This is a genomic window from Photorhabdus sp. S10-54 (genome assembly GCF_963878145.1).
Classification (GTDB): Bacteria; Pseudomonadota; Gammaproteobacteria; order Enterobacterales; family Enterobacteriaceae; genus Photorhabdus; species Photorhabdus kayaii.
This window is the reverse complement of record NZ_CAWNXG010000005.1, coordinates 128298-150920: the sequence shown is the minus strand read 5'-3', so window position 1 is coordinate 150920 and position 22623 is coordinate 128298. Positions and strand designations below refer to the sequence as shown.

22 protein-coding genes are annotated in these 22623 nt (G+C 45.3%); 11 read left to right on the top strand and 11 right to left on the bottom strand.

All coding sequences use genetic code 11. The annotated features are described in order from the left end of the window. Positions 1-17 precede the first annotated feature (17 nt). Entirely contained in the window at positions 18-1331 is a 1314-nt protein-coding gene (locus tag AACQ83_RS04700; protein WP_112876543.1) for an FAD-dependent oxidoreductase, read from the top strand. A 679-nt stretch (positions 1332-2010) separates the two neighbouring features. On the opposite strand, the gene trbB is transcribed toward AACQ83_RS04700, so the two are convergent. The 11 genes from trbB to AACQ83_RS04645 form a co-directional block, all read right to left on the bottom strand. Then, on the bottom strand, positions 2011-3141 hold the full coding sequence (gene trbB / locus AACQ83_RS04695) for a P-type conjugative transfer ATPase TrbB (RefSeq protein ID WP_112876544.1): 1131 nt from the start codon (positions 3139-3141) through the stop codon (positions 2011-2013). Positions 3142-3163: 22 nt separating this feature from the next. Beyond that, positions 3164-4261: a type II secretion system F family protein gene (locus AACQ83_RS04690; protein ID WP_112876545.1), complete on the bottom strand. Its 1098-nt coding sequence runs from the start codon at positions 4259-4261 to the stop codon at positions 3164-3166. A gap of 6 nt (positions 4262-4267) precedes the next feature. Continuing rightward, complete coding sequence (locus AACQ83_RS04685; RefSeq protein WP_112876546.1) at positions 4268-5824, bottom strand: GspE/PulE family protein; 1557 nt, start codon at positions 5822-5824, stop codon at positions 4268-4270. 22 nt (positions 5825-5846) lie between these two features. Beyond that, positions 5847-6389, bottom strand: coding sequence for a type IV pilus biogenesis protein PilP (pilP, locus tag AACQ83_RS04680; RefSeq protein WP_112876547.1), 543 nt, complete (start codon positions 6387-6389; stop codon positions 5847-5849). Next, positions 6376-7677 (bottom strand): type 4b pilus protein PilO2, encoded by a 1302-nt coding sequence (gene pilO2 / locus AACQ83_RS04675; RefSeq protein WP_112876548.1) that lies wholly within the window; start codon positions 7675-7677, stop codon positions 6376-6378. Before pilO2 ends, pilP begins: the two co-directional genes overlap by 14 nt. 3 nt (positions 7678-7680) lie before the next feature. Beyond that, complete coding sequence (gene pilN, locus AACQ83_RS04670) at positions 7681-9300, bottom strand: PilN family type IVB pilus formation outer membrane protein (protein WP_112876549.1); 1620 nt, start codon at positions 9298-9300, stop codon at positions 7681-7683. Between the two features lie 4 nt (positions 9301-9304). Continuing rightward, a complete protein-coding gene (locus AACQ83_RS04665; protein ID WP_112876550.1) occupies positions 9305-9646 on the bottom strand; it encodes a toxin co-regulated pilus biosynthesis Q family protein in 342 nt (113 codons plus the stop codon). An 87-nt stretch (positions 9647-9733) separates the two neighbouring features. After that, positions 9734-10258: a hypothetical protein gene (locus AACQ83_RS04660; RefSeq protein ID WP_112876551.1), complete on the bottom strand. Its 525-nt coding sequence runs from the start codon at positions 10256-10258 to the stop codon at positions 9734-9736. Positions 10259-10325: 67 nt separating this feature from the next. Then, complete coding sequence (pilV, locus tag AACQ83_RS04655; protein ID WP_112876552.1) at positions 10326-11912, bottom strand: shufflon system plasmid conjugative transfer pilus tip adhesin PilV; 1587 nt, start codon at positions 11910-11912, stop codon at positions 10326-10328. A 109-nt stretch (positions 11913-12021) separates the two neighbouring features. Next, a complete protein-coding gene (locus AACQ83_RS04650; protein ID WP_112876553.1) occupies positions 12022-12837 on the bottom strand; it encodes a prepilin peptidase in 816 nt (271 codons plus the stop codon). 165 nt (positions 12838-13002) lie between these two features. Next, positions 13003-13575 carry a type 4 pilus major pilin gene (locus AACQ83_RS04645; protein ID WP_112876554.1) on the bottom strand — a complete coding sequence of 191 codons (573 nt, stop codon included), beginning with the start codon at positions 13573-13575 and terminating at the stop codon, positions 13003-13005. Between the two features lie 957 nt (positions 13576-14532). On the opposite strand from AACQ83_RS04645, the gene AACQ83_RS04640 reads away from it, so the two are divergent. From AACQ83_RS04640 to AACQ83_RS04595, 10 genes are all read left to right on the top strand, one after another. Beyond that, entirely contained in the window at positions 14533-14982 is a 450-nt protein-coding gene (locus AACQ83_RS04640; protein WP_112876555.1) for a phage tail protein, read from the top strand. Between the two features lie 104 nt (positions 14983-15086). Next, positions 15087-16151 carry a phage tail sheath family protein gene (locus tag AACQ83_RS04635; RefSeq protein ID WP_112876556.1) on the top strand — a complete coding sequence of 355 codons (1065 nt, stop codon included), beginning with the start codon at positions 15087-15089 and terminating at the stop codon, positions 16149-16151. An 11-nt stretch (positions 16152-16162) separates the two neighbouring features. Beyond that, complete coding sequence (locus AACQ83_RS04630; protein WP_112876557.1) at positions 16163-17542, top strand: phage tail sheath family protein; 1380 nt, start codon at positions 16163-16165, stop codon at positions 17540-17542. A 61-nt stretch (positions 17543-17603) separates the two neighbouring features. After that, positions 17604-18794, top strand: a complete 1191-nt coding sequence (locus AACQ83_RS04625) for a phage tail sheath family protein (protein ID WP_112876664.1) — start codon at positions 17604-17606, stop codon at positions 18792-18794. A 13-nt stretch (positions 18795-18807) separates the two neighbouring features. After that, a complete protein-coding gene (locus AACQ83_RS04620; protein ID WP_112876558.1) occupies positions 18808-19266 on the top strand; it encodes a phage tail protein in 459 nt (152 codons plus the stop codon). Beyond that, positions 19263-19442: a DUF5908 family protein gene (locus AACQ83_RS04615; protein ID WP_112876559.1), complete on the top strand. Its 180-nt coding sequence runs from the start codon at positions 19263-19265 to the stop codon at positions 19440-19442. The genes AACQ83_RS04620 and AACQ83_RS04615 overlap by 4 nt, the downstream gene beginning before the upstream one ends. Next, complete coding sequence (locus AACQ83_RS04610) at positions 19429-20112, top strand: CIS tube protein (RefSeq protein WP_112876560.1); 684 nt, start codon at positions 19429-19431, stop codon at positions 20110-20112. Before AACQ83_RS04615 ends, AACQ83_RS04610 begins: the two co-directional genes overlap by 14 nt. Beyond that, positions 20109-21710: a phage baseplate assembly protein V gene (locus tag AACQ83_RS04605; RefSeq protein ID WP_112876561.1), complete on the top strand. Its 1602-nt coding sequence runs from the start codon at positions 20109-20111 to the stop codon at positions 21708-21710. The genes AACQ83_RS04610 and AACQ83_RS04605 overlap by 4 nt, the downstream gene beginning before the upstream one ends. A gap of 12 nt (positions 21711-21722) precedes the next feature. After that, positions 21723-22166: a GPW/gp25 family protein gene (locus tag AACQ83_RS04600; RefSeq protein WP_112876562.1), complete on the top strand. Its 444-nt coding sequence runs from the start codon at positions 21723-21725 to the stop codon at positions 22164-22166. Continuing rightward, positions 22163-22579 (top strand): hypothetical protein, encoded by a 417-nt coding sequence (locus AACQ83_RS04595; RefSeq protein ID WP_112876563.1) that lies wholly within the window; start codon positions 22163-22165, stop codon positions 22577-22579. The genes AACQ83_RS04600 and AACQ83_RS04595 overlap by 4 nt, the downstream gene beginning before the upstream one ends. Positions 22580-22623 lie beyond the last annotated feature (44 nt).

Genomic DNA, 22623 nt, shown 5'->3' with positions numbered 1-22623 from the left:
TTATGGAGAAAAAAGAAATGAACGTTGGAATAATTGGTTCAGGGATTGGTGGAGCATGCCTGGCACATGGCTTGCGCAAAAACGGAATAAAAGTGAAAGTCTATGAACGAGGTTCTGCTACATCATCCATACTTCCCGGTTATGGAATTTACGTCGATACATTCGGCCAGCAAGCAATGCAGGAATGCCTCCCAGAAACCAACTGGCTAACCTTTAAAAAGATTTCAAAGCCTGTTGGTGGACAGACAAGATTCTATGATGAACATCTACGTCTTCTTCTCTCAGCTCAGAGAGATATTCATCAGGAGGATGGACAGATCATTACCGAAGATCGGATGTCAATCAGCAGATCTGAACTTATAGAAGTACTAAACGAGGGGCTCTCAGATACCGTTCAATGGAACAAAACGTTCGAGCGTTATGAACACATGCAAAACGGTAAAGTCAGGCTTTTTTTCACTGATGGAAGTCACGAAGATGTTGATGTTCTTATTGGTGCAGATGGAAGCAATTCAAAAGTACGCAAGCAGTACCTCCCCGCGATAAAAAGGCTTGATATTGGTGTCACCCTCATCGTTGGCCGTGTACGCCTTACCCCGGCTCTTGCTGCCTCATTGCCGCAATATTTGCTAGATGGATCACCCAACAATATCGTGCCTAAAAGGCCTGGAGGGTTGTTTGTCTCCCTATGGCGTGCTCCGATCAATACTCAAGTAAAGGCCACATCGACAGAAATTGGTGATTTTGTCATGTGGGCCTATGCAACAGCAACGAATAGCTATCCGAATGCGATTACTGATTTTCCTGCTGAATCTCTGTGTAATCTGATCCGCTCCCATATTGCTTCATGGGATCCAAACCTGCATACCCTGATTAAGCAGAGTGATATGGAAAACATCTCTGTGATTCCGTTACGCAGTATGGAGCATCTCTTACCCTGGCGTTCCAGTGCTGTCACTCTACTTGGCGACGCTATTCACAACATGACGCCAATGGTAGGAATGGGAGCAAACATAGCGCTTCGAGACGCACTTTTACTCACACAGACGCTAACTCGCGTAGCATCTGGTCATGAAAACTTAATCAAGGCGATTTCAGATTATGAACAACAAATGCGGACATATGCTAATGAGGCCGTTGAGATTTCGTTACGTGCCGCGCTAAATGCAGCCGATCGCTCAATGATCAAGCGAATACTGTTTCGAACTGTACTTCGGGTTGCACAAACTTTACCGCCAATAAAGCGAGTGCTATTCCCGATAACAAAATCTGCGCAACACCAGGGAAAAATAAAATTAGGTACTACACATTCTCTTAGTAGTACGCAATAAAGAGGCTTTCACTTTACCTCCAGATAATTTAAATGAACGATTAGCAAAGAATTTGCGGTAATATTGCGTCGGCTCAAGAATAGAGTCTGGTTTTGGTAAACCGGTGAGAATTTCTTTTTGAAAAATAAAGACTTAATCAGGGAGATACGATTATTTTCTATCGAATCGACCGTAAGATTTTTGTCTAAAAAAATAATAAAAATCCATGCCCGGATTATTTGGCAGATTTTTGCCAAATTTACATAGCCTTAACTCTGTATTATCCGGGCTACAAAATATTAAGGGAATTATGTGTTTTTTAACCTATTAATTCTGTCATTTATAATATCTAGATAATTCATTAGCAATTAATAAAAACAATTAAAATCATACAATAAAATGTAAGTAAATTATTTTAACCAATAAAACAGAATAGAAACCCTTATTAGTTTCATTTCATTACATTTAATTCTCTGAGAATCTGTACATAATTCACAGTATTTTTACACTTAAAATTCAATTATCATCCTTAGCCACAAACATCAATATTCAACAGCATTTAATTATTTAACCTGGAATATCATCATCTTAAAAATAACGAATATTCAATTAATAGAAGAAAATAATTAATTATAAATAGATTTGTTATCATTATTATATTCTCATCATCATTTCCAGAATTATTTATAACATCACACCTTTAAATACGTGGTTTGAATTCACAATACCCATTACTCTGTAAACATAAAACATTCATATTGTAACGACCATTCATAAACCCGGAAACTTCGCAAATTTCTGTCACCATTCTTCCCGGTTCCATTGCGATCTTTTCTATTACCACCACCAAATTCACACTTTTGGCGATCATCCAACCGATAGTATCAGGAGTAAAACCCTGTGCAGTCTCATCTTCATAAATGTAATGCGCCAGTTTTTGTAGCCCCTCTTCAGATGAATTAGCATGCATGGTTGTTACCCCTCCAGGGTGGCCGGAATTCCAGCTCTTGAGCAAAGTATAAGCTTCACCGCCGCGAATCTCCCCCACTACAATACGATCTGGACGCAAACGCATCGTAGTCCGCAACAAACGACGCATATCCACATCCTTACTGGTGCGTAACAGCGCTCGGTTAGCATTGTTAAGCTGTAATTCCATCGTATCCTCAATCGCCACGATACGATCATGCGGGCATTGCAGGCTAATCTCGTGCAAAATAGTATTAGCCAGCGTCGTTTTCCCACTGCCGGTCCCCCCAACGATTAGAATATTCTTACGCATAACCACGGCTTCGCGAATTGCTTCAATGGGATGTTCAAAACTGCGTTTATAGCTCGCTATCCCGGATACCAACCGCATGGCGGTAAAGCCTATCGGTTTAATAATGCCGCTTTTGCGGTAATCAGACAGCGATAATACCACCGGAGAGTGTTTACGAATGGCAATAGTCGGAGCATTTGCCAACGGAGGCAAAACACCGGCAATACGAGCACTCCCCAACGGAAATTCCCCTTCAATGAGGCCCATATCAGTCCCAATATCCGATTTTTGCAGTGCTACCGAAATCAGTAAAATCCGCTCTGTCGCCTCTGCCGGAAAATCAGATTGTGCTTCACTCATGCCTTGGTTATACGATTCAATCCACAGTTTTCCATCAGGATTAATCATGATCTCCACCACGTCTTTGTCATCAAGCGCTCGGAGGATAATCGGTCCGCAAGCTTTTCTCAGCTCATTCAACACTTTATCACGACATACGCTGCCTGTTCCTTGAATTTCACTGATTCCAGCTTCAATGTTCTGCCTGATTTTCATCGTTAATCCCAACATTAAGTATTGCCTATTGGAACCGCTAAACAGATGGCATAGATAACGACTGTTCAATAGCGTTTTCAATGCCCGATACCGCCGTAACCACCAGCATCAACATGCCACCAATCATAAGAATTGAAGCCAACAGAAATCCACGCGTCACTATCTGAACCTTAACTATCGTTTCATCCAACCAGTGCCGTGCAAACTTCGCCATTGATTGATCAAAACCCTGCAATCGTGACAATAACCTCAAATAACTGATCGCCTCGTCATCCGGGAAACGGTAACCGGTATCGCGCAATGCCTCACCAAAACCAGCCCCCATTGAAATATGTTCGAGCGTAGCCGCGATTCGCACATACAACCAACGGGACCCCGCCTGTTCCAACAGCAACTCCAGCGCCGATTGCAACATCATCCCTGAACGGATTAGTAACGACACATTCAGTATGAACATACTGCCATGAATGGTTCTGTACAGTGACCACGGCGGAAACCGGTCAAGCACCGTTCGCAGTCGCCCCCCCAAAAAAGACAGCGATAACAACAATAGAATGATCAATATCATCAAAAATATCAGCGAATAAAATCCATAATCGTTGACAAATGTTCCCATCAAATAAAGGGTATAAGCCGCCCCATCCCATGTTTCCGGCTTAGAAACAGCGGCCAGTTTGGGCACCAAACTACCTGCCACAATATGCAGCAATACACATATCATCCCAATAAGTATAAGTGGATAAATAGATGTACCAATCACAGCATTGCGGATCTTGCTGCCCGCCTCGATCATGGCGATCGCATCCATAAAAGCGCTACGTATGTCACCGGAGCGCTCACCCGCAGCAATCACCGCGACTTCATTGGGACCAATCCATCGCTGTAAACTCTCCGCCAAAGTACTGCCCTGACTGACAGATTCATAGCAACTACTCAATACCAATGCACAACCATTGTTGGGTTTATGGCCTTCGTTGCTGGCAATATTATACATTTCACGTAATGCATCAATCAGCATGATACGATTTTCCAGCATCATGATCAGATGCCCGTAAAAACGAATCCGTGCTTTCTTACCAAACTGGATCTTCGCTAATCGATAGTTCAGTCTTTCAACAAAATCGGTCATGGACATAGCGTTTCACTCTATTTGATGGATCGCAGGAATAATCGGCCCCATCACACGTTCTGCGGCACGGGGATCGATTATTCCGTCATTTATTTTGCGAATAAGTGCGTCGATCTTGCTTAATCCCGCCATCTCCGAGATCCAATATCGAGTCGCTTCGTGATGGTGGCCCATTCGATAAGCTTGCATTAAGCCAGGGGAAGTGCGTATCACTTCAGCGACTACTGTTCGGCCCAAGGTGCCGCACTGTTTGCAATGGTCACAACCTTCCCCCTGTAGATAAACCGACTCCGGCTGACAATAAAGATTTAGTCGTTTCAACAGACGCCCGGAGACTTCTTGCTCATGCCCTCGCAGGGGAACTTTACAATGAGGACATAACACCTGAATCAGCGCCTGGCTAACCAAACCAATCACCAGCCGCGAATCCATTAATAGCGACTCCATCACAGCCTCATCCTGCAAGCGGGGCAAGATCGCTAAAGCATCGTTTGCATGTATCGTGGTCCAAATAAGATGGCCGGTCATTGCTGCACGAAATGCCATCTTTGCAGTCACTGCGTCGCGTATCTCACCGACCATAATCACATCAGGATCGAGTCGCATTGCATCAGCAATTGCCATCGCCCATTCCTGTTCGACAATGATGCTATCACCTCGATCTCCGGTGATGGGTGATTGATTAGCGCCTTCAATTTCATATTCGGGTGGATCTTCAAGCGTGAGCAGATGGATGCCAGCTTGCTCAGCTATCATCTTCTGCATCACCACTTTCAAAGTAGTGCTCTTTCCGCTACCGGTCGCACCAGACAAAAGAACCACACCGGCCCGATGCTCCATAAGCTCTTCCAGTATCTGACACTGTTCCGGCAAATAGCCGAGATCGCTTAAGGTGCACACCGTACCGGGGCTGTCCGCATACAACAATCGCAGTACCATCAACATGCCACGATCAAGTGGACGAGTATTAATACGCGCCCCGGAAAGTCCGCATTCGGCCAGAAACTCATCTTTCATTCGCGCGCGCTGCGCCTGCATCGGTTTAAAAGTTGGCTCTGCCACGTCACACATACTTTGATAGATAGTCGCGCATAATCGTAACCCTTCTTCTGGCCGCAGTTGTCCTATAGACCGCAAATAACCATTAATACGGCAACGGATTTCACAATAATTACGGCGAGCAACGATATGCAAATCTGACGCACGTTCCTCAGTCGCTTCGCCGATTAAGTGAATGATATAACGCTGAACATCCGATTCAGTCCCTCCCAGTCCATGGCTCTCGCTCTTACTGAGACGGTACAACTCCAATATGCTCCCCATGCCACAAGTGACAATCTGATAGATAAGACCATGCCTTTTAACCGTCTCTTCATAGGCCAGCACATGGGGATCAAGCCGATGGGAGGCAGACACGGCAAGTACGCATTGCCCCTTCTGCTGAGGTAACTCAACAAGACATATCAAACTGCGGTTAGCTAACTCTATTTCAAGTGCGCCGCTCAAGGCAGATAAAACTTTTGCCCCCTGCCTGACCATACACAACAGATCGGAGCATGTTATTTCCATAAATATCTTCACCCATCAGTCATTAACGGCTTAACGGCAGCGGCGGTGCAACCATCAAGTCAAGGCCATCCAGCAACGATGCATCATTGGTAGCAGTAAGACCTACCTCATAAAATCGTCCCTGTTTGGAGAAAGTCACGACCCCGGTATCAATGCGGACCACTTTATAACCATTCGGCAACTGTTCACCTGCTTTCACATCCATGATACCGCCTGAACGAAGCCGGAGCGTAGCAGTCAGAGCCCCATTGCGCCCGAAGATTGACTTAACCAAAGGCAGGCCATTATTAACGGCATCTCTTTTATTCACCATTCTGGAAATTTTATCGAATTCAGCCTGAGCATTTGCCCTTGCGGTTTCAGCTTTAAGTAACATCAAATCCGTCTGTAACTTTTCCAGTTGCGCAGCAACGCTGTCAGTCGTTGCCGCTGGCAATGCAGGCTTCTGTACAACATGGCGCTTCGCCTGAGCTGCCGGTAACTCAGTAGGTGATGTTTGCGCATATGTCGGGGAAAATACCGACACCACAAATAGACTGATTATAAGCTGGCTAATTTTTTGCATAGAAAACTCCACTCAGCTTCCACTCAGGAAAACCATCAGATAACACAATTCTGGCACTGGTCACTCTCAATCCGGGGAGCGGCTTACCTGAAAACAGTGCATCTGGCGCTAATTGAGAAGTCAGTGTCCAGTTATAAGTCTGCCAGTCAGGATTGGCCCACACGTGTGTTTCGCCTTCCGGCAAAGGGGGCGGAGGCGGCGGTAAAACGGAAGCTTCCTCAGTCAAAGTTGGAGGGGGCAAACCTAGCGCCTGAAAATAAGACATCAGCTCAACCAGCGCCTGATCCGACGACTGCAACACATCGTCATTGTTTTCCTGATCATGATCCTGCGACGGCTCAAACGGTATCAATACCTGTGCCTGCTCCCCACCATTGGAAATCACCGGGCCAGCCCGGAAAATATTAATAGCAGCAACCTGGAAGACATTGATTGGCATCCCATCATGACGCTGATAACTCACAGAAACCGCATTAGCATCCAGCATAATGACTTCAATCTGCCAACCCGCGAGCGATAAGGGAACCTTGGCTAAAGCTTTATTCCATGCAGAAAACTGCCATTCCATTGTTGGCTGTGCCAGCCACGGATGCGGCGGTGGAATTTCCACCACCTCATTGGATAAATCCGGTACCCTTATTTCTGTATTCTGCTTATAGATGTGCCACATCCACCAACCACCAGCTAATAAGAACGCAGTACCTGCGGTCATGGCAAAGACCTTAATCTGGTACTTCGACATTTCGCCAGTTAAACTCTCAAGCTGACCAACCGATTTTTTCAATGCGGACTGCGGTAACAGTTGCGCCAATGGTACCTCCAACCACGGCGATTCAAACTCCTTCGGCGCATAAATCGCATTCCACATCCCATTGGCGCCCTCGACCAACTGCACCGTATCACGCAATTTCGCTTCGATTTCTTCACGAGTGCCGATCAAATCACGTCCAGCCATTATCGCGCCCCGATGTACCGCTACCAATGCATAATGTCCATCAGGCAAATGAAACGCACCTATCCAGTTAGGTTTATCCACCGCTTTAGCCAGAACGGCCGCCAATGAATAACACCCCGGTACTCCTGCTTCCTTTGGTACATACCCGACCTGTATACTTCGTCCAACACGATGTCGGACAGCCAAGGTAAACCCTGCGGCAATCCCATTTTTACGTATGTGAGAACGTGTTAACACAGTGACAGGCGGTCGCCAGATAATGCCTGCGACCAAAGTCTTACCATATAGCTTGATTTGCATAGTGCGCTCCGCGCCTGTTTCAGTCTGGGTCATTTTTTAATCTACCACTATAGGAGTAATCATGACTACGATCACATTATGGTTTCTTTTGCCCTGACGGCTCCCACCCAAGAATTGATTATCCGGGCTACCCAAACCACTACGATCACTGTCATCTGACTGCTGCTCGAACCCTGATAGCACCAGAGTTTCACCTGAATGCAGTCTCACCTTCTGACTGAATGCGCGTAAATCTATTGTCGGCAACTGCACCTGACCGGTCTCTTTCTCGCCGAATTTCTCCAGCCTCTTTAAATCGCTCAAACTAATGTTGTACTGCAACAATATTTGCTTGTCGGCCATTGCATAAGGCAGCATCAACATATTAAAACCCGTCGTCACTGTCGCAGGCTCGATCCCTACTGAAATGCCAACTTGTGGCGTCGAGGTACTAGAAGTTGATGAAACATAACCGGTCTGCGTTGCAACCTGCATCGGTACCGCCTGCAAATTCAGTGTAGTCACAGAAGGTTGAGTCACTATAGAGACTTTGCCTTGGGTCGATAACGCCTTGATCAGTAAATTACTGTCACTAAATGGCCCCTTAAGAATATGAATATTAGTACTGATATCACGCCCCTCAGTGACACCGCTGCCCGCACCACCCACGCCTATATGAGCGTCTTTATAGGCCAGTGACCAATCAACGCCATACTGATCAGCCCTATCGAACGTCAGGTTAAGGATCTTGACATTAAGCACCACCTGCGTTGTCAATAATTTGTTCTGCTGATCAATATAATCCTTAATTCTATCGAGTACCTCAGGTGAGTCAGTTACCACCAATGATGCCGTCGCCATAGACAAAGTTAACTTACCTTCACCAGGCGTTAGCATATTTGACACCGCTTTTTGGATCTCATCCATAACCGAACGGGTCAAAGAAGTCGCGAGAGTTTGGGAACTACCGCTGTTACCGTTACCGCTATCGCTTCCATTTAAGCCACCGCCGAACGTTGCATTGGTCGTCGCTGTCACGCTGGAAGATAATGCATCCGTACCCGGCAATGCATATATTTGAAACACTCGCGTCTCTGTTTTGAAAATATGCACTGCTCCATTGTGTACTTTCCAATGCAATCCTGACGACAAAATGGCCGAATCAAGCAAACCTGCCAAGGAGCCATGCCAATTCACGTTTATTTTCATCTCTTCTGGCTCACCGCCTTCAGATACTGACTGCGCGTTCGAATTGGCAACAACAACCTCCTGACCATTTTCTTTCACCTCCGATGCCAAATCCGATACCGAACTGGAAGACACTGCAAACCGTGCATCAGCACTGATCAACACCGGCACGCCACAGATACGCTTGATCTTTTCCGCAAACTGACTCAGCGTCATCGGCTCAGCTTCCTCCAGAGTCAACATGCAAGAAACAGTTTCACCCTCCTTCTTTGATGGAATCTCCTTGGTTGATACCCAATAACCATGCTCGTGAACATGCACCGCCGTCATGGCGGCAGTATTGCGTAACTCCTTAATAATACTGGTAGCATTTGCCATCTCAACATCTGCCTGCCGATCAACATTAGAGATTGCTGCACAACCTGCCAAGCCAGTCACTATATAGGGCAGCAATATCAATCTGGAAAACGTCAAAAACTGGATATGCATGTTATTACCCCTGAGCCTGTACATGAACAAGCCGCTGTTCCTGATAAATATCGACAACGAAAGGCCGATTCGCCATCGCGTAGGCTTCGAACAGCTCGCTTACCGCATGGATAAAGGTGCCATTAAAACGCAGACTAGCTCGGATAGGGAAATCATAGGAAGCATCCCATACCACCTGGTAGCCAGACCTACTAGCCCACTCTTGTGTAACATCACGCAGAGTTTGTCCCGGAGTTGCTGTCCATACCGCTGCCACAGGAACGGGTGTACGCATCGGTGTTGCATAAACGGCGACACTTGACATACAGACAAGTACCGTAAAAACATATGTGATTATTTTGTTCATCGATCTTTCCAAAAAGAAAAAAAGTAAGCCAAACAACCTATTAACAAAGCCCAGTGACCCGAAGAAATCCCGCTTGCGAAACAACAACTACAATATTTCCACCAGCGCTCCGTCAGATACAAACTTCCGAACATCATCCGGTAATTGTCTGGCAAGCAGACTCTCTACCCGTTTTCCTCTACCGTCGATAAGTCTGGAACCATACTTAAAACCAATCTGATCGGGTTCAGCACTCCATTTAAGCAATTCACCGAAAGTGCCATGCAATAACCCATTGTCGCCGGAGAGGCTATTTTTGCGGAAAATATAGACATGAGCCCCTGAAATAAATCCCCCCCAGAGACACTGACTGGCAGCGTTGTCACACCAGGCATCGGTATTCACCCACGTCATATGTAGAGTGGTCAATGCCTGCTGCATCTTGCGACTCTTGATCACGCCAACGGAATGATTATTAAGCAATTGCACACCGGCTGAAGCATAGCTACGAAACAGCGCGGCTACATCAGTCTTGGCGCGCACTGACTGCACACGCACTTCATACAACAACTCACCAAAAATCAGTTGCATGATAAATACGATGGCAATCCCAACAATCGCTAATGGCCACATTTATGTTCTCCTATTACTCTAGATTGGTTAATGCCAAATCATCAGATACACAAGATGTTGTTGCTCATCAGTTATGACTTCTCAAAATATGGGACCTGTTTTTAGAAGAATGGAACACGCTGGCAATATTATATTTGCGATGTGGCCCAGCAATGAATGTCACTATGCAAGTTCTCGTATTCTGTAGATTTACATTGGAACTTGCTTCTGGATCATCCACCAGCCCAGATCGTTGAAAAACAAGCGGCAAATCAGATTCCTGGCTGTTGCCATTTTTATCCGCTTCATACACCGCCAACACGCAACGCATACGATAGTTATTAGAAATCGGAGGTGTAGAGACGGTGACTAACACAGGGGCATTTGAATTGTTAAAAAAAGGCCGACTCCGACTGTTTGCTTTACCGCCACCGCTAACATAATAGGTGCCTGTCTTACTTGTTATCCCTGACGACATTCCCGATGCAAGCCAATAGCCACTGCTGATTACCGTTTGATTTGCCAATAACCGCCTGCTTCCACTCGCATCTCTCCATTCCAAATCTGACTTATCAACATTAATTCCCTGACACACCAGCAGTTCCCCCTGCTTGCTCATGGACAGGTTACCTAACGCAGGGCACTTGCCGCCGACAAGATTTCCAGTTTGAGTGTTTATCACTAAATTATTGCCAACAACGACGTTCTTATCTGCATGAATATCACCGGCAGCCAAAGTACCTTTACTACCGGGATTGGCATTACCATCAAGAATAAACAACGTGCCATGCTCTGGATTGACAACCACTTCACCGTCGCTATTTTGTTCAATATAGGAGGGTTTTCCCTGAGAGCGGGAAGAAAAGGCGATCTTATTCACACCATTAACCATGCCGGGGCCTTGCATCGACAGCATACCCACCTGCTCAAGACCATTACCGCCCATATTGATGCTGGTCTCCATCCTATTCCACTCTGGATGCCCGCCTATTTTTTGTCGATGAAGCAAGTCGCCCGCCAATGTCCCTGGGCCATAGATTGACGCATCCCGCATGAACGGAGCATAAAAAATACGGCCAATTTCCTTGGGTTGTTCATTGAAAAAACCAGCAAAAGATTCAGGCGCATTGACCTGACCATAACTATTCCAATAAGTGGCCGGATTACGATGATCCCGATTTCTGTAATCCAGATACAGGCCACCAACCCCAATCAATTGCGCAATCCTCATCGAATGTTTAGCAACATTTGGCTGTTTTCCATTAGCCACTACCGGAACGGTATAAATCAACGGATCAATACGTTTTTTGCCATTAGGCAGCATGACAACACGTAATACGCCATCATATTTCTGACCCAGCGGATTGACCGTATTCTGGTCAAGCCCCGGAGGTAAATAGGGAGTCAACTCTGCCCAATTAATTGGCGCTGGAGTGGGTCCACGACTTAGAGCGACGTAATTGTCATTAACATAATCCACCACCGCATCACCAAGATGTTGGATCTGCCCGGCGACTACCTGGTTCACCAGCATGTCACTCTGTCTGTTTAGATAAACCACACCAACCACCATCATTGATGCCAGTACTATCAGTGCAACAGTCACTTCCAGCAAAGTGAAACCTGCATCATGGCGGCTTATCATCAATCCAGATACAGACTCATCATCATGCATAAATAGTCCTTCTTAATAATAAGTAAGAAAATTTACTCCATCCGATAAACTATTTACCCCAAAAGCGATCCCGCCCAAGGGAACTACACTGCGGCTCACTCATGCCTGACTACCTATTGAAAAGCGCCATAATCAATCCAGCCACGGCCAGACCTGGGCCGAAAGGTATCTGTGGCGCCGCTCTCATTCTGCATAGTCGCCAAATCGTCAGATAACTTATTAGTGTGAAACTTGCTGCAAGCAAAATCATGAATGGGAGCGCTTCCACCCCCAACCAGGCGCCAAGCGCCGCCAGAAATTTAGCATCTCCCATTCCCAACGCATCACGCTGGACCCATCTCCGGGCAATCCACGCCACCAGCCTGAAAAACAGATATCCACAAACCGCGCCACTGACGGCCAAAGGTAATGCCACAAATCCAGCAGAATGCAGATTGAACAGCAACCCTAGCCACAGCAACGAAAGCGTCAGTTGATCGGGCAGCAGCATATGTTCGAAATCAATGATCGCCAGTGCGATCAACATCGAACTCAGCACCAATAACCCCAACAACCAGTAACTCCACCCCAGATCCAAAGCCAGTAAAGAAAAGAGTACCGCTACCGCGCCTTCAACCAGTGGATAGCGTATAGAAATCGTACCGTTACAGTACCGACAGAGCCCTTTCTGGTACAAATAGCTCAACAGGGGAATGTTATCGCGGGCCGCCAACACATGACGGCAACGTGGACAATGGGAACGGGGAAAATAGAGATTAAAGTCGGCAGCCTCATTATTGATCTCAGAGAAAATCATCATCGGCAGGCGACAGATCACCACATTAAGAAAACTTCCGACACACAACCCTAGCAACCCTAGCAACCCTAGCAACCCAGCCGCCAAGACCAGACATCCGGTAGAAGATTGCAACCACCCTATCATCATGATGATCTCCCGGCAGATTCAGCACACAACGAACCGCATTGGATAAGGGAAACAACAACAAAACCAAAGCCAGCGAAACCGGCTACTTCCCTCGCCAAAAAATGCAGCTTGAGAAGCCTTCACCAAGCCTGCCAAGCCACATATCACATCAAAACAATCAATGCCCTAACTGGCAGAAACAAGCGTCACGGTATTTGCATCATTGGCATTACATGCTGATTCAATTTGCGCCAAAGTCGAATCTGGTTTAATTTCCATGCCAGATTGCTGTCCTTTCCCACTTCCACCACCCACGGTCATTTTCGACCAACCCGCAACCCGCAATTTCAGCGAAAGTTGCTGGCAAGCCTCATCAGGAACATTTTGATACTCAATCTTAAAGGTCTGAGCGGTGGCATCGCCCGGAGAAATGATTACCTTGCCATTCCAACTATTAAAAATAATCCCGCTCTTACCATCCTGAGTCATATTGGCGGGAACGACTTTGTAATTAATGGCAATCTTGTTATCCAAACTGTCATAGCCTTTGGCGCCATTTTTAATTGACTTCAAATTTGCGGCCATCTGAGTAATATTCGACGATTCGGTTGAAATTTCCGAAGCCCGAAACAACTTACCAATCCCGGCTGCGGCTGCGGCCAATATCACAATGCCAACAATCATCACAACCAATGCTTCAATTAGCGTAAAACCCGATTGACACCTGGCGCTACGCAGTACATTGACTTTCTTGTTCATGCTAATCACTCCAAAATCAAAATAAGAGACGCATTACCACTCACATACTCACCAAATGAAATAAAATATTAACGCAATAATAACATACATAAAAATATTTAAAACATTTTAGTGTTTCGTGTTGAAATTAATTCTATGAGTTACAATTTGAAAAATAAAATTGTTTAAAACGTTCAAAAATCACACAAACGATCGTCAAAAACTATCAAATATTTTAATTTCAATCGTGAATATCGATTAAAATTGATAATATAGCCTATTAAAAAATCAATGAATTTTATTCTGTCAATTAGCTGCAAGTAACAATAAATAAATATTTTTTATATATTAAATTAATTTGTTGTTAAGACTTACTGTTGTACCGAGCCTGTCACAGATCACATTTTTGTAAAAATGGGGTATGCAAAACTGTCTTTTGCTAAGGAAAAATACCTTTCATTGACTCAGGCTTTTTAAACATGGACAGCGAATTTTTGCTAACTATCTATTGAGAAAGAAATAGGGAATTAAATACTCAATTAAAGCAAAATAATACCAACCTCATCTTTTAAATAACAGAACGAAATACACATAATGATCATAAGTTGATCAGATAAAAATATATAATTAGGTCGTTAATCCAGATAAATAGAAAATAACTCTATTAATTACCCTTCATGAATTACAAGAACAATATAAATATGTAGATATGTAACATCATTAATAAATTCATCTTGCGCTTCCTATTAATTAATGATACTCATAAAATAAAAATTATATGTATACCTTATCACCTATAATTTCACTATTTAACTACAAGTGATTTAAATAAATCACTAAACAAATATTTATCATGGATAATAACCTTTTAATTTCAGGTTGTTGCGGTAGCTATACCCATAATTCATGACTAATAAAAACAAAGTAAAAACGCTTTATTAATATTTTAAATGTAAATAATAAACAAAGGAAAAAATCATGGCTATAACTCCAGAACAAATTGCTGTTGACTATCCCATTCCTGTTTATCGATTTGTTGTGTCGATTGGTGATGAGCAAATCCCTTTTACCAGCGTTTCAGGACTCGATATTTCCCATGATGTAATAGAGTATAAAGATGGCATCGGTAATTACTATAAAATGCCAGGCCAACGTCAGTCGATTAATATTACTTTACGCAAAGGTATATTCTCTGGCGATACCAAACTTTTTGACTGGATTAATTCTATTCAGCTTAATCAGGTTGAAAAGAAAGATATCGCTATTAGCTTAACCAATGACGCAGGTACTGAAATTTTAATGTCCTGGAACGTGGCAAATGCCTTTCCAACCTCATTAACCTCCCCTGCTTTCGATGCCGCCAGTAATGAAATTGCAATTCAGGAAATCACTCTGACAGCCGATCGAGTGACAATTCAAGCGGCCTAATCAGGCTGCCAATACGCCGACAAATGATCATTACAATGTATGAGTTCCGCTGAACTCATCATTCTGAAATTCATACAGAATATCGCATAATAATTGGAGGCAATATGCCAACGATACCAACCTATCCCGGTGTTTATATTGAAGAAGACGCCTCACTCGCACTCTCGGTTAGCTCAGGATCAACAGCAGTGCCTGTCTTTGCCGTTGCGAATGACAATGCATTTTTACCCACAGATACCCCTGCCCGTATTAATAGCTGGTTGGATTATTTGACACTAAAAGGTGAGCAATTTGATCCTAAAAATATCGTTGACGTTTCACTACGCGCCTATTTTATTAACGGCGGGGGATATGGCTATCTCATCAGAACTCAAGATTTAGAAAAACAGCTCCCAATACTTGACGATGTGACATTACTGGTTGCCGCCGGAGAAACCATCAACAATGCCGTCAGCACACTTTGCCAACCGGGCAAAGCCCTATTTGCCATTTTTGATGGCCCAACGGCCGCGTTAAAATCAGATGGCACATCCCGAGATAACTATGATCAAAACCCGTTTGCTGCCGTTTATTATCCCTGGCTAACAGCAGATTGGGCAACCGATACTCTCATTCCCCCAAGCGCTGCCATTGCCGGCATCTATTGCTCGGTTGACCGCTCCCGTGGCGTTTGGAAAGCACCTGCAAATGTCGTGTTACAAGGTGGGATGAAACCGATATTTAAAGTTACCGATGATTTGCAAGGCATCTATAACACCGGCAAAGCGATTAATATCATCCGCGAATTTCCGAATACTGGCGCCACAGTCTGGGGCGCCCGCACACTTGATGACAGTGATCACTGGCGCTATATCCCCGTTCGTCGCCTGTTTAACAGCGCAGAACGAGACATTAAAAATGCCATGAGTTTCGCGGTGTTTGAACCTAACAGCCAACCCACTTGGAAAGCCGTTTATCGGGCTATCGATAATTATCTCTATGCCCTCTGGCAACAAGGCGGACTGATGGGCAACAAAGCCGAGCAGGCTTATTTTGTCCAAATCGGTAAAGGCATCACCATGACCGATGACGATATCAAACAAGGCAAAATGATTGTCAAAGTGGGTCTGGCGGCGGTTCGTCCAGCCGAGTTCATTATCTTGCAGTTCACGCAGGATATCGCACAATAATTGGAGGCAGAATGCCAACAACACCAACCTATCCCGGCGTCTATATTGAAGAAGATGCATCACTGGCGCTTTCTGTTAGCCAGGGAAATACGGCAATCCCGGCTTTTATTGGCCGTTTCTCACCGAAAAAAACCAGCACAACGCCACAAGCGACACGCGTTAGTAACTGGTTGGATTTCACTCAATTATTTAATGTGGGTTGTATTACCTCAATAACAATCAAATCAACTGCGTCTACGCCATCGTCTCCTAAAAAAGTGGACAGCAATACAGAAATTGCCGCCATAACCGATATCGCTCCTGATGCAGACGATACCGGCACAGATTACACTTACGAGGTGACTGTCGGTACTTACACAACGAGCAGTGATGCTTTAAAACTTTATTTTCAGAATGGCGGCGGACCTTGTTATATCCTGCCAATTACCGATACCCAAGATACGACTTTGGCATTAATCTCTGAGTTAATTAGGCAAGCTTTAGAAATCACTTTAATCGTCTGCCCTGAACAAGATTCTGATTACCAGAGCAAAATATATAACAGTCTGACACCTTCATTATTGAATGAGGGCTATTTCCTTATCGCTGACAATCAGGATAAAACATCCACCATCAGCGCTAACGTGCCTTCACAAACCGCAACCTATTATCCCGCAGTAAAAGTCTCACAACTTATTCAAGCAGAAGAGAGTGTAATAACCGTTTCAGGTTATGAAGATGCAACAACAAAACCAGATGCAGTCAAAAATCTGACACAACTCAAAGAGAAGAACAAAAATGTCCACCAGCAAGTCGTTGATGCAATAAATAACACCATAACATCTCATGACAACATCATTCCTGCCAGCGCAGTTATAGCAGGCGTATATTGCGCCACTGATGCCAACCGTGGCGTCTGGAAAGCACCAGCGAATGTTGTACTTAACGGGATTAGTGATGTGGCCGAACGGCTTACTGACGATCAACAAGGGGAGATGAATTCGAAAGGCATCAACGCTATTCGCTATTTCAGCCACCAAGGTTTTGTCGTCTGGGGCGCACGTACTCTGCAAAACGATGACAACTGGCGCTACATTCCAGTTCGGCGTTTATTTAATGCGGCAGAACGGGACATCAAGCAAGCAATGCGATTTGCCATCTTTGAACCCAATAGCCAACCCACTTGGGAACGAGTCCGGTCAGCCATTGACAACTATCTCCATCAACTTTGGCAGCAAGGAGCGTTAGCGGGGAACAAACCACAAGAAGCCTATTTTGTCCAGATTGGTGAAAATATCACTATGTCCGATGCGGATATTAAACAAGGGAAAATGATCGTCAAAATTGGTATAGCGGCGGTACGCCCGGCTGAATTTATTATCCTCCAGTTTAGCCAAAATGTAGCCCAGTAACCGTACCGAGACGCGGCTTAACACCGCGTCTATTCAGCCATTTGAGGAGACGATAATGCTAATGGAGATAAAACAGCCAAGCGTTACGATAACGGAAAACCTAATATCCCAAAAACCGGAGAATGCATTTATCGGCGTACCGGTCTTTATTGGTTATACCCGACCGGTTACAAACGAAAATACTAACGATAACATCACAATCAAACTAAACAGCCTGGCCGATTTTCCCCTGATCTGGGATAAGTCAGGGTTAATGTACTATTCCGTGCGCCACTTTTTTGAAAATGGCGGTCAGCAAGCTTATGTGCTGTCAGTAGGTTCTAACGAACCCTTAGAAAATTTTTCTTCCTTGATCAAAGCACTACAACAGGATTGGGTAAAACAAGCGATCTCCACAGAGAGTGAAATCACACTAATTGTTATTCCTGACATTGCCCACTTTAATCAGAGAGGCGATCCCAGTGCCAACATAGATCTTTGGTTACAGTTCTGGCAATCAGCGCTTGACCTTTGTCAAAGCCGACGCGGCATTATGGGATTACTGGATGCGCCAGATAACCCGGCACTGGCCGCCAAATGTTTAGCGCAGTTTTCTTCCAATGATCGACAATGGGGCGCCATATATTGGCCGGGGATTAACAGTGCCTATCAAGAAAACGGCCAACCTATTGTGCTTTCACCGACTGCGGCAGTGGCTGCCGTCATTCAGCGTAACGATAACCAAATGGCCGTCTGGCATGCACCCGCGAACGTCGCATTAGCTAAAGTGGTAAGCCCGGTACGCTCTTATATTGAAGCCGATGCGCTCTTTAATCGGGATGGCGCCTCGTTAAATCTGGTTCGCAGCTTCCCCGGCAAAGGCATTAAAATTTGGGGCTGTCGCACGCTGGAAAACATCCCCGGTTCTCCCTGGCGCTATATTCAGATCCGCCGTTTGGTTTCCTATATCGAAGCCCATATGACCCAATTGGGCCGAGCCTTTGTCTTTGAGCCGAATAACGCCATTACCTGGATGAAATTTAAAGGTCAGGCCCACAACTGGCTACGTCAGTTATGGCTAAAAGGTGGGCTACGAGGCACCCAAGAAGATCAAGCATTTGAAATATTACTGGGCGTTGACGAATCAATGAGTGAAGCGGATCTGCGGGCCGGGAAAATGATCATCAAGATCAGACTGGCCGTTTTAATTCCGGCGGAATTCATTGAGCTGAATCTGACATTTGATACCCGTACCGGTACCATACCTAGTTAAGCAGGGGCAAAACATGCATAACCTCTATACCCCGTCAGTATCACACCGTTTTATCGCCAGTTTTCTTTTTAACAATATCCCTAGCCCACTGGATATTGCCTTTCAGCGAATATCGGGCCTGAGCCGTGAACTGCAAACCACCCAATACAGTCAAGGTGGAGAAAACGCCAGAAACATCTGGCTGGCCGAGAAAATCCAGCATGGCAGTCTGCTTCTGGAACGCGGTGTTATGACAATCACACCGCTGACTTTGGTATTTGATCGCGTCCTGCGTGGTGAAAAAGCGGTCTATGCCGATGTTGTCATCATGTTACTGAATGAAAATGCGTTACCGGTGGCAAGCTGGACACTAAGTAATGCATTGCCGGTTAGCTGGTCTACGAGTGACTTTGATGCCAATAGCAATGCCGTTTTGGTGAACTCACTGGAATTACGTTATCAGGATATGCGCTGGTTAGGAGTGAAAATATGACCGTAGAAATTAAGGAACTGATTATTCAAGTCAAAGTCACCGATTCAGTGAACGATCTCGTCCCTCCACGGACGTTAGCTCAAGAAACGCTGGATAATGCCCGCCTGATTGAAATAGTGAAACAGGAAGTATTAGACGCATTGCGTGAAGCCGGAGGTCACTATGAGCTTAATTGAACGTAGCCTATCCAGACTCACACTCACCGCCTTCAAAGACCGGGAAGGTAAAGTCTCGGTAGGCAGTTTACAAGCCATGTATAACCCCGACGCCATCCAACTCGATTATCAGACTCGCTATCAACAAGATGAAAGCGTTAACAGTGCCAGTCAAAGCAGCCGCTATGTATTATCGCAACCTGCCGGCCTGTCATTGGCCCTGTTATTTGACGCCACAATGCCCGGCAATAACACGCCGGTAGAAACCCAACTAGCGACCCTGAAATCTTTGTGCGCAGTCGATGCCAGCACTCACGTCCCCCACTTCCTTAAAATCAAATGGGGCAAAATGCGCTGGGAAAACAAAGGCTATTTTGCCTGCCGAGCCAGCGGCCTTGCGATTAATTACACCCTATTCGATCGTGATGCGACTCCATTGCGGGCTAGCGCCACCTTATCCTTAGTCGCAGACGAAAGCTTGGTTATTCAAGCCACCGAGCACCAATTAAAATCGCCGCCCGTTACCGCAGTCAGCGTAACCGATATGATCTCCCTGCCCTTGATTGCCTTAGGTGCTGGCGCCTCTCTGGCTGGCGGCATTGATTATCTCTCCCTCGCCTGGCAAAACGACCTGGATAATCTTGATGACTTCACTCCCGGTCAAACACTGCAAGCGCAGGGGGATGAATGAAGATACCCGCAATAACCATTAAAATAGATGGAAAAACACTCAACCAATTCTCTGTCATCACGCTTACTGTCAACCATCACATCAATGGTATCCCTTCGGCCAACATCACTCTAAACATAGCTGGTGATGCCAGCCAAATTTTTGATGCCAAGGCACAGGCTGAGCTGGCAAACTGCCGTCCAAATCATGAACTTATCGTGCAGTTCGAAAAAACGGTATTGTTTAAAGGGATCATTGTTCGGCAAACGCTGAGGCTAAAAGGTCAAGACAGCCTAATTACCCTGACGGCCAAGCATGCGCTACAAAAACTCACTCATGGCCTCCATTCGCAACTATTCAGCCAACAAAGTGATGAGGCGATTATCAGAAAGTTATTCAGCCAAATAGGTATAACCGCAACGATAAAACAAGCACCTCAACTTAAAACAGTGCATGAACAAATGGTGCAGTTCCGTTGCAATGACTGGGCCTTTTTAAAAAATCGGCTGCTGGCCACGAATACCTGGCTGCTGCCTGGTAATGAGACGATCACACTGATTACGCCGAAAGCGCTTAATCAATCAACCGTGCATACTGTTCGTCAGCGGGCCAACGATCAGGACATTGTGCTGTTTGAAGCGAATCTACAATGGGACAACCAATATAGCCCTAAAACGGTGAGCGTACACTCTTGGGACATTACCCAACAAAAACTATCTCAGGCAATTCAAGCAAAAAACAGCGGCCTTGGCGGTGGTCAACTTGCCATAGATGGCCTGTCAGATCTGACCAATCAAGACTGGCAATGGACTTTCAGCTACCCGCTGGATAATGAACAAGCCAGACATCTTGCTCAAGGCATCATGGATAACCGGCGAAGTCATAACATATCCGGCAATGTTGAAGTCGAAGGCAATGATCGTTATCAGCCGGGGGATATTCTGGCATTAAGCGGCTTTGGGCAAGGGATGGATGGTCAAGCCATTATCACTGGCGTGAGCCAAACGATTTCTCAGCGACAAGGCTGGCGTACCCGGTTAATACTCGGCTTATTGCCGGAAACGGAACAGGCTGTACCGCCAGTAAAAGAGCTACACATCGGCATTGTGGAAAAATACCAACAAGACCGCCAATCATCGGACCGTATTCCCGTCAGGATACCGGCCCTAAACTTAACTAATGGGGTACTTTTCGCCCGTTTAGGTAAACCTTACGCCAGTCATGAAAGCGGATTTTGCTTCTACCCGGAACCGGGGGATGAGGTGATTATCGGTTTCTTTGAATGCGATCCGCGCTTCCCGGTGATATTAGGCGCGATGCACAACCCTAAAAATAAATCCCCGCTAGAGCCGAGTGAAAAAAATCCGATAAAAACCTTAGTGATTAAACAAGGAAATAATCAGCAAGCATTAGCCTTCGATAATCAAAATAAAACCCTCGCATTGAATAGCGGAAAAAATACCGTATCTCTGCAACAGGATAAAGATATCACGCTTAATTCAACTAAGAATCTCATTACTCATGCGCAAGAAATTAAAATAGAGGCTGAAAAATCCCTCTCTGCCGCTGGAAAATCCGGAGTTGATATTAAAGGGGCTAAAATTAACCTAACACAATAACAAGGCAATAAGATGACAAATAAAATATTGACCGATATTTATGGTCGCGGCTGGGCATTTCCACCACAGTTTTTTATCAATGATAACCCGCCTGAAATACAATCTGGCGTCATCATGGCTGAGGGAGCAGAAAATGTCCGCCAAAGTGTGAATATTCTTTTTCTCACTGAACCCGGCGAACGGATTATGCGTGAAGACTATGGCTGTGGTCTGAATGATTATCTGTTTGCCAATATCAGTGATGAATTGATGGCAGAAATTCAAACCCGTATTGAAGAACGGGTATTACGCTATGAACCGCGCGCGGAAATTACCGAGATTCAAGTGAACCAGAGAACAAACTTGCCCAACACTCTACATGTTCAGGTTACCTATGCGTTGAGAGGCAGCGACATCAGCCAACAGATTGAAGGCGTCCTTGAGGTTAATGAGGGTCTGGTACGGGTGAGCTTATGAGTAAACAACTGGTAGTTGATGGCGACAACCTGCTATTCGAACCGTTGTTTGGCAACCGGCAAGTCACAATTCTGGGGCCTGCAACCATTCGAGGCAGCGGACACGCCAAAATCCAAGGCAAAAAAATCGTTATTGTGGGTGACGAAAAAACAGTACAGCTTCAAGCGCAATATATTACCCCTAGCCATCCGGTACCCGGCATGGGCATAGTCACCATTGCTCAATTAGATACCAACCAGCAGGTAAACTTTTGCCGCACTCCCGCCACAGTGATTATTGTCGGGCAACAATTTACTGCCCGTTTCACCCCGACGCAACCGGCAAATAATCCATCGAGTGGCCCCGATGTGACAACGCCGAGTATGGGAAAAGGCCGTTTTATTGCCAGTCAATATACTGTCAGTGCCGGATAAATAACCGCTTCAACTTTATTTTTAAATAACAACGATCTCCTGAA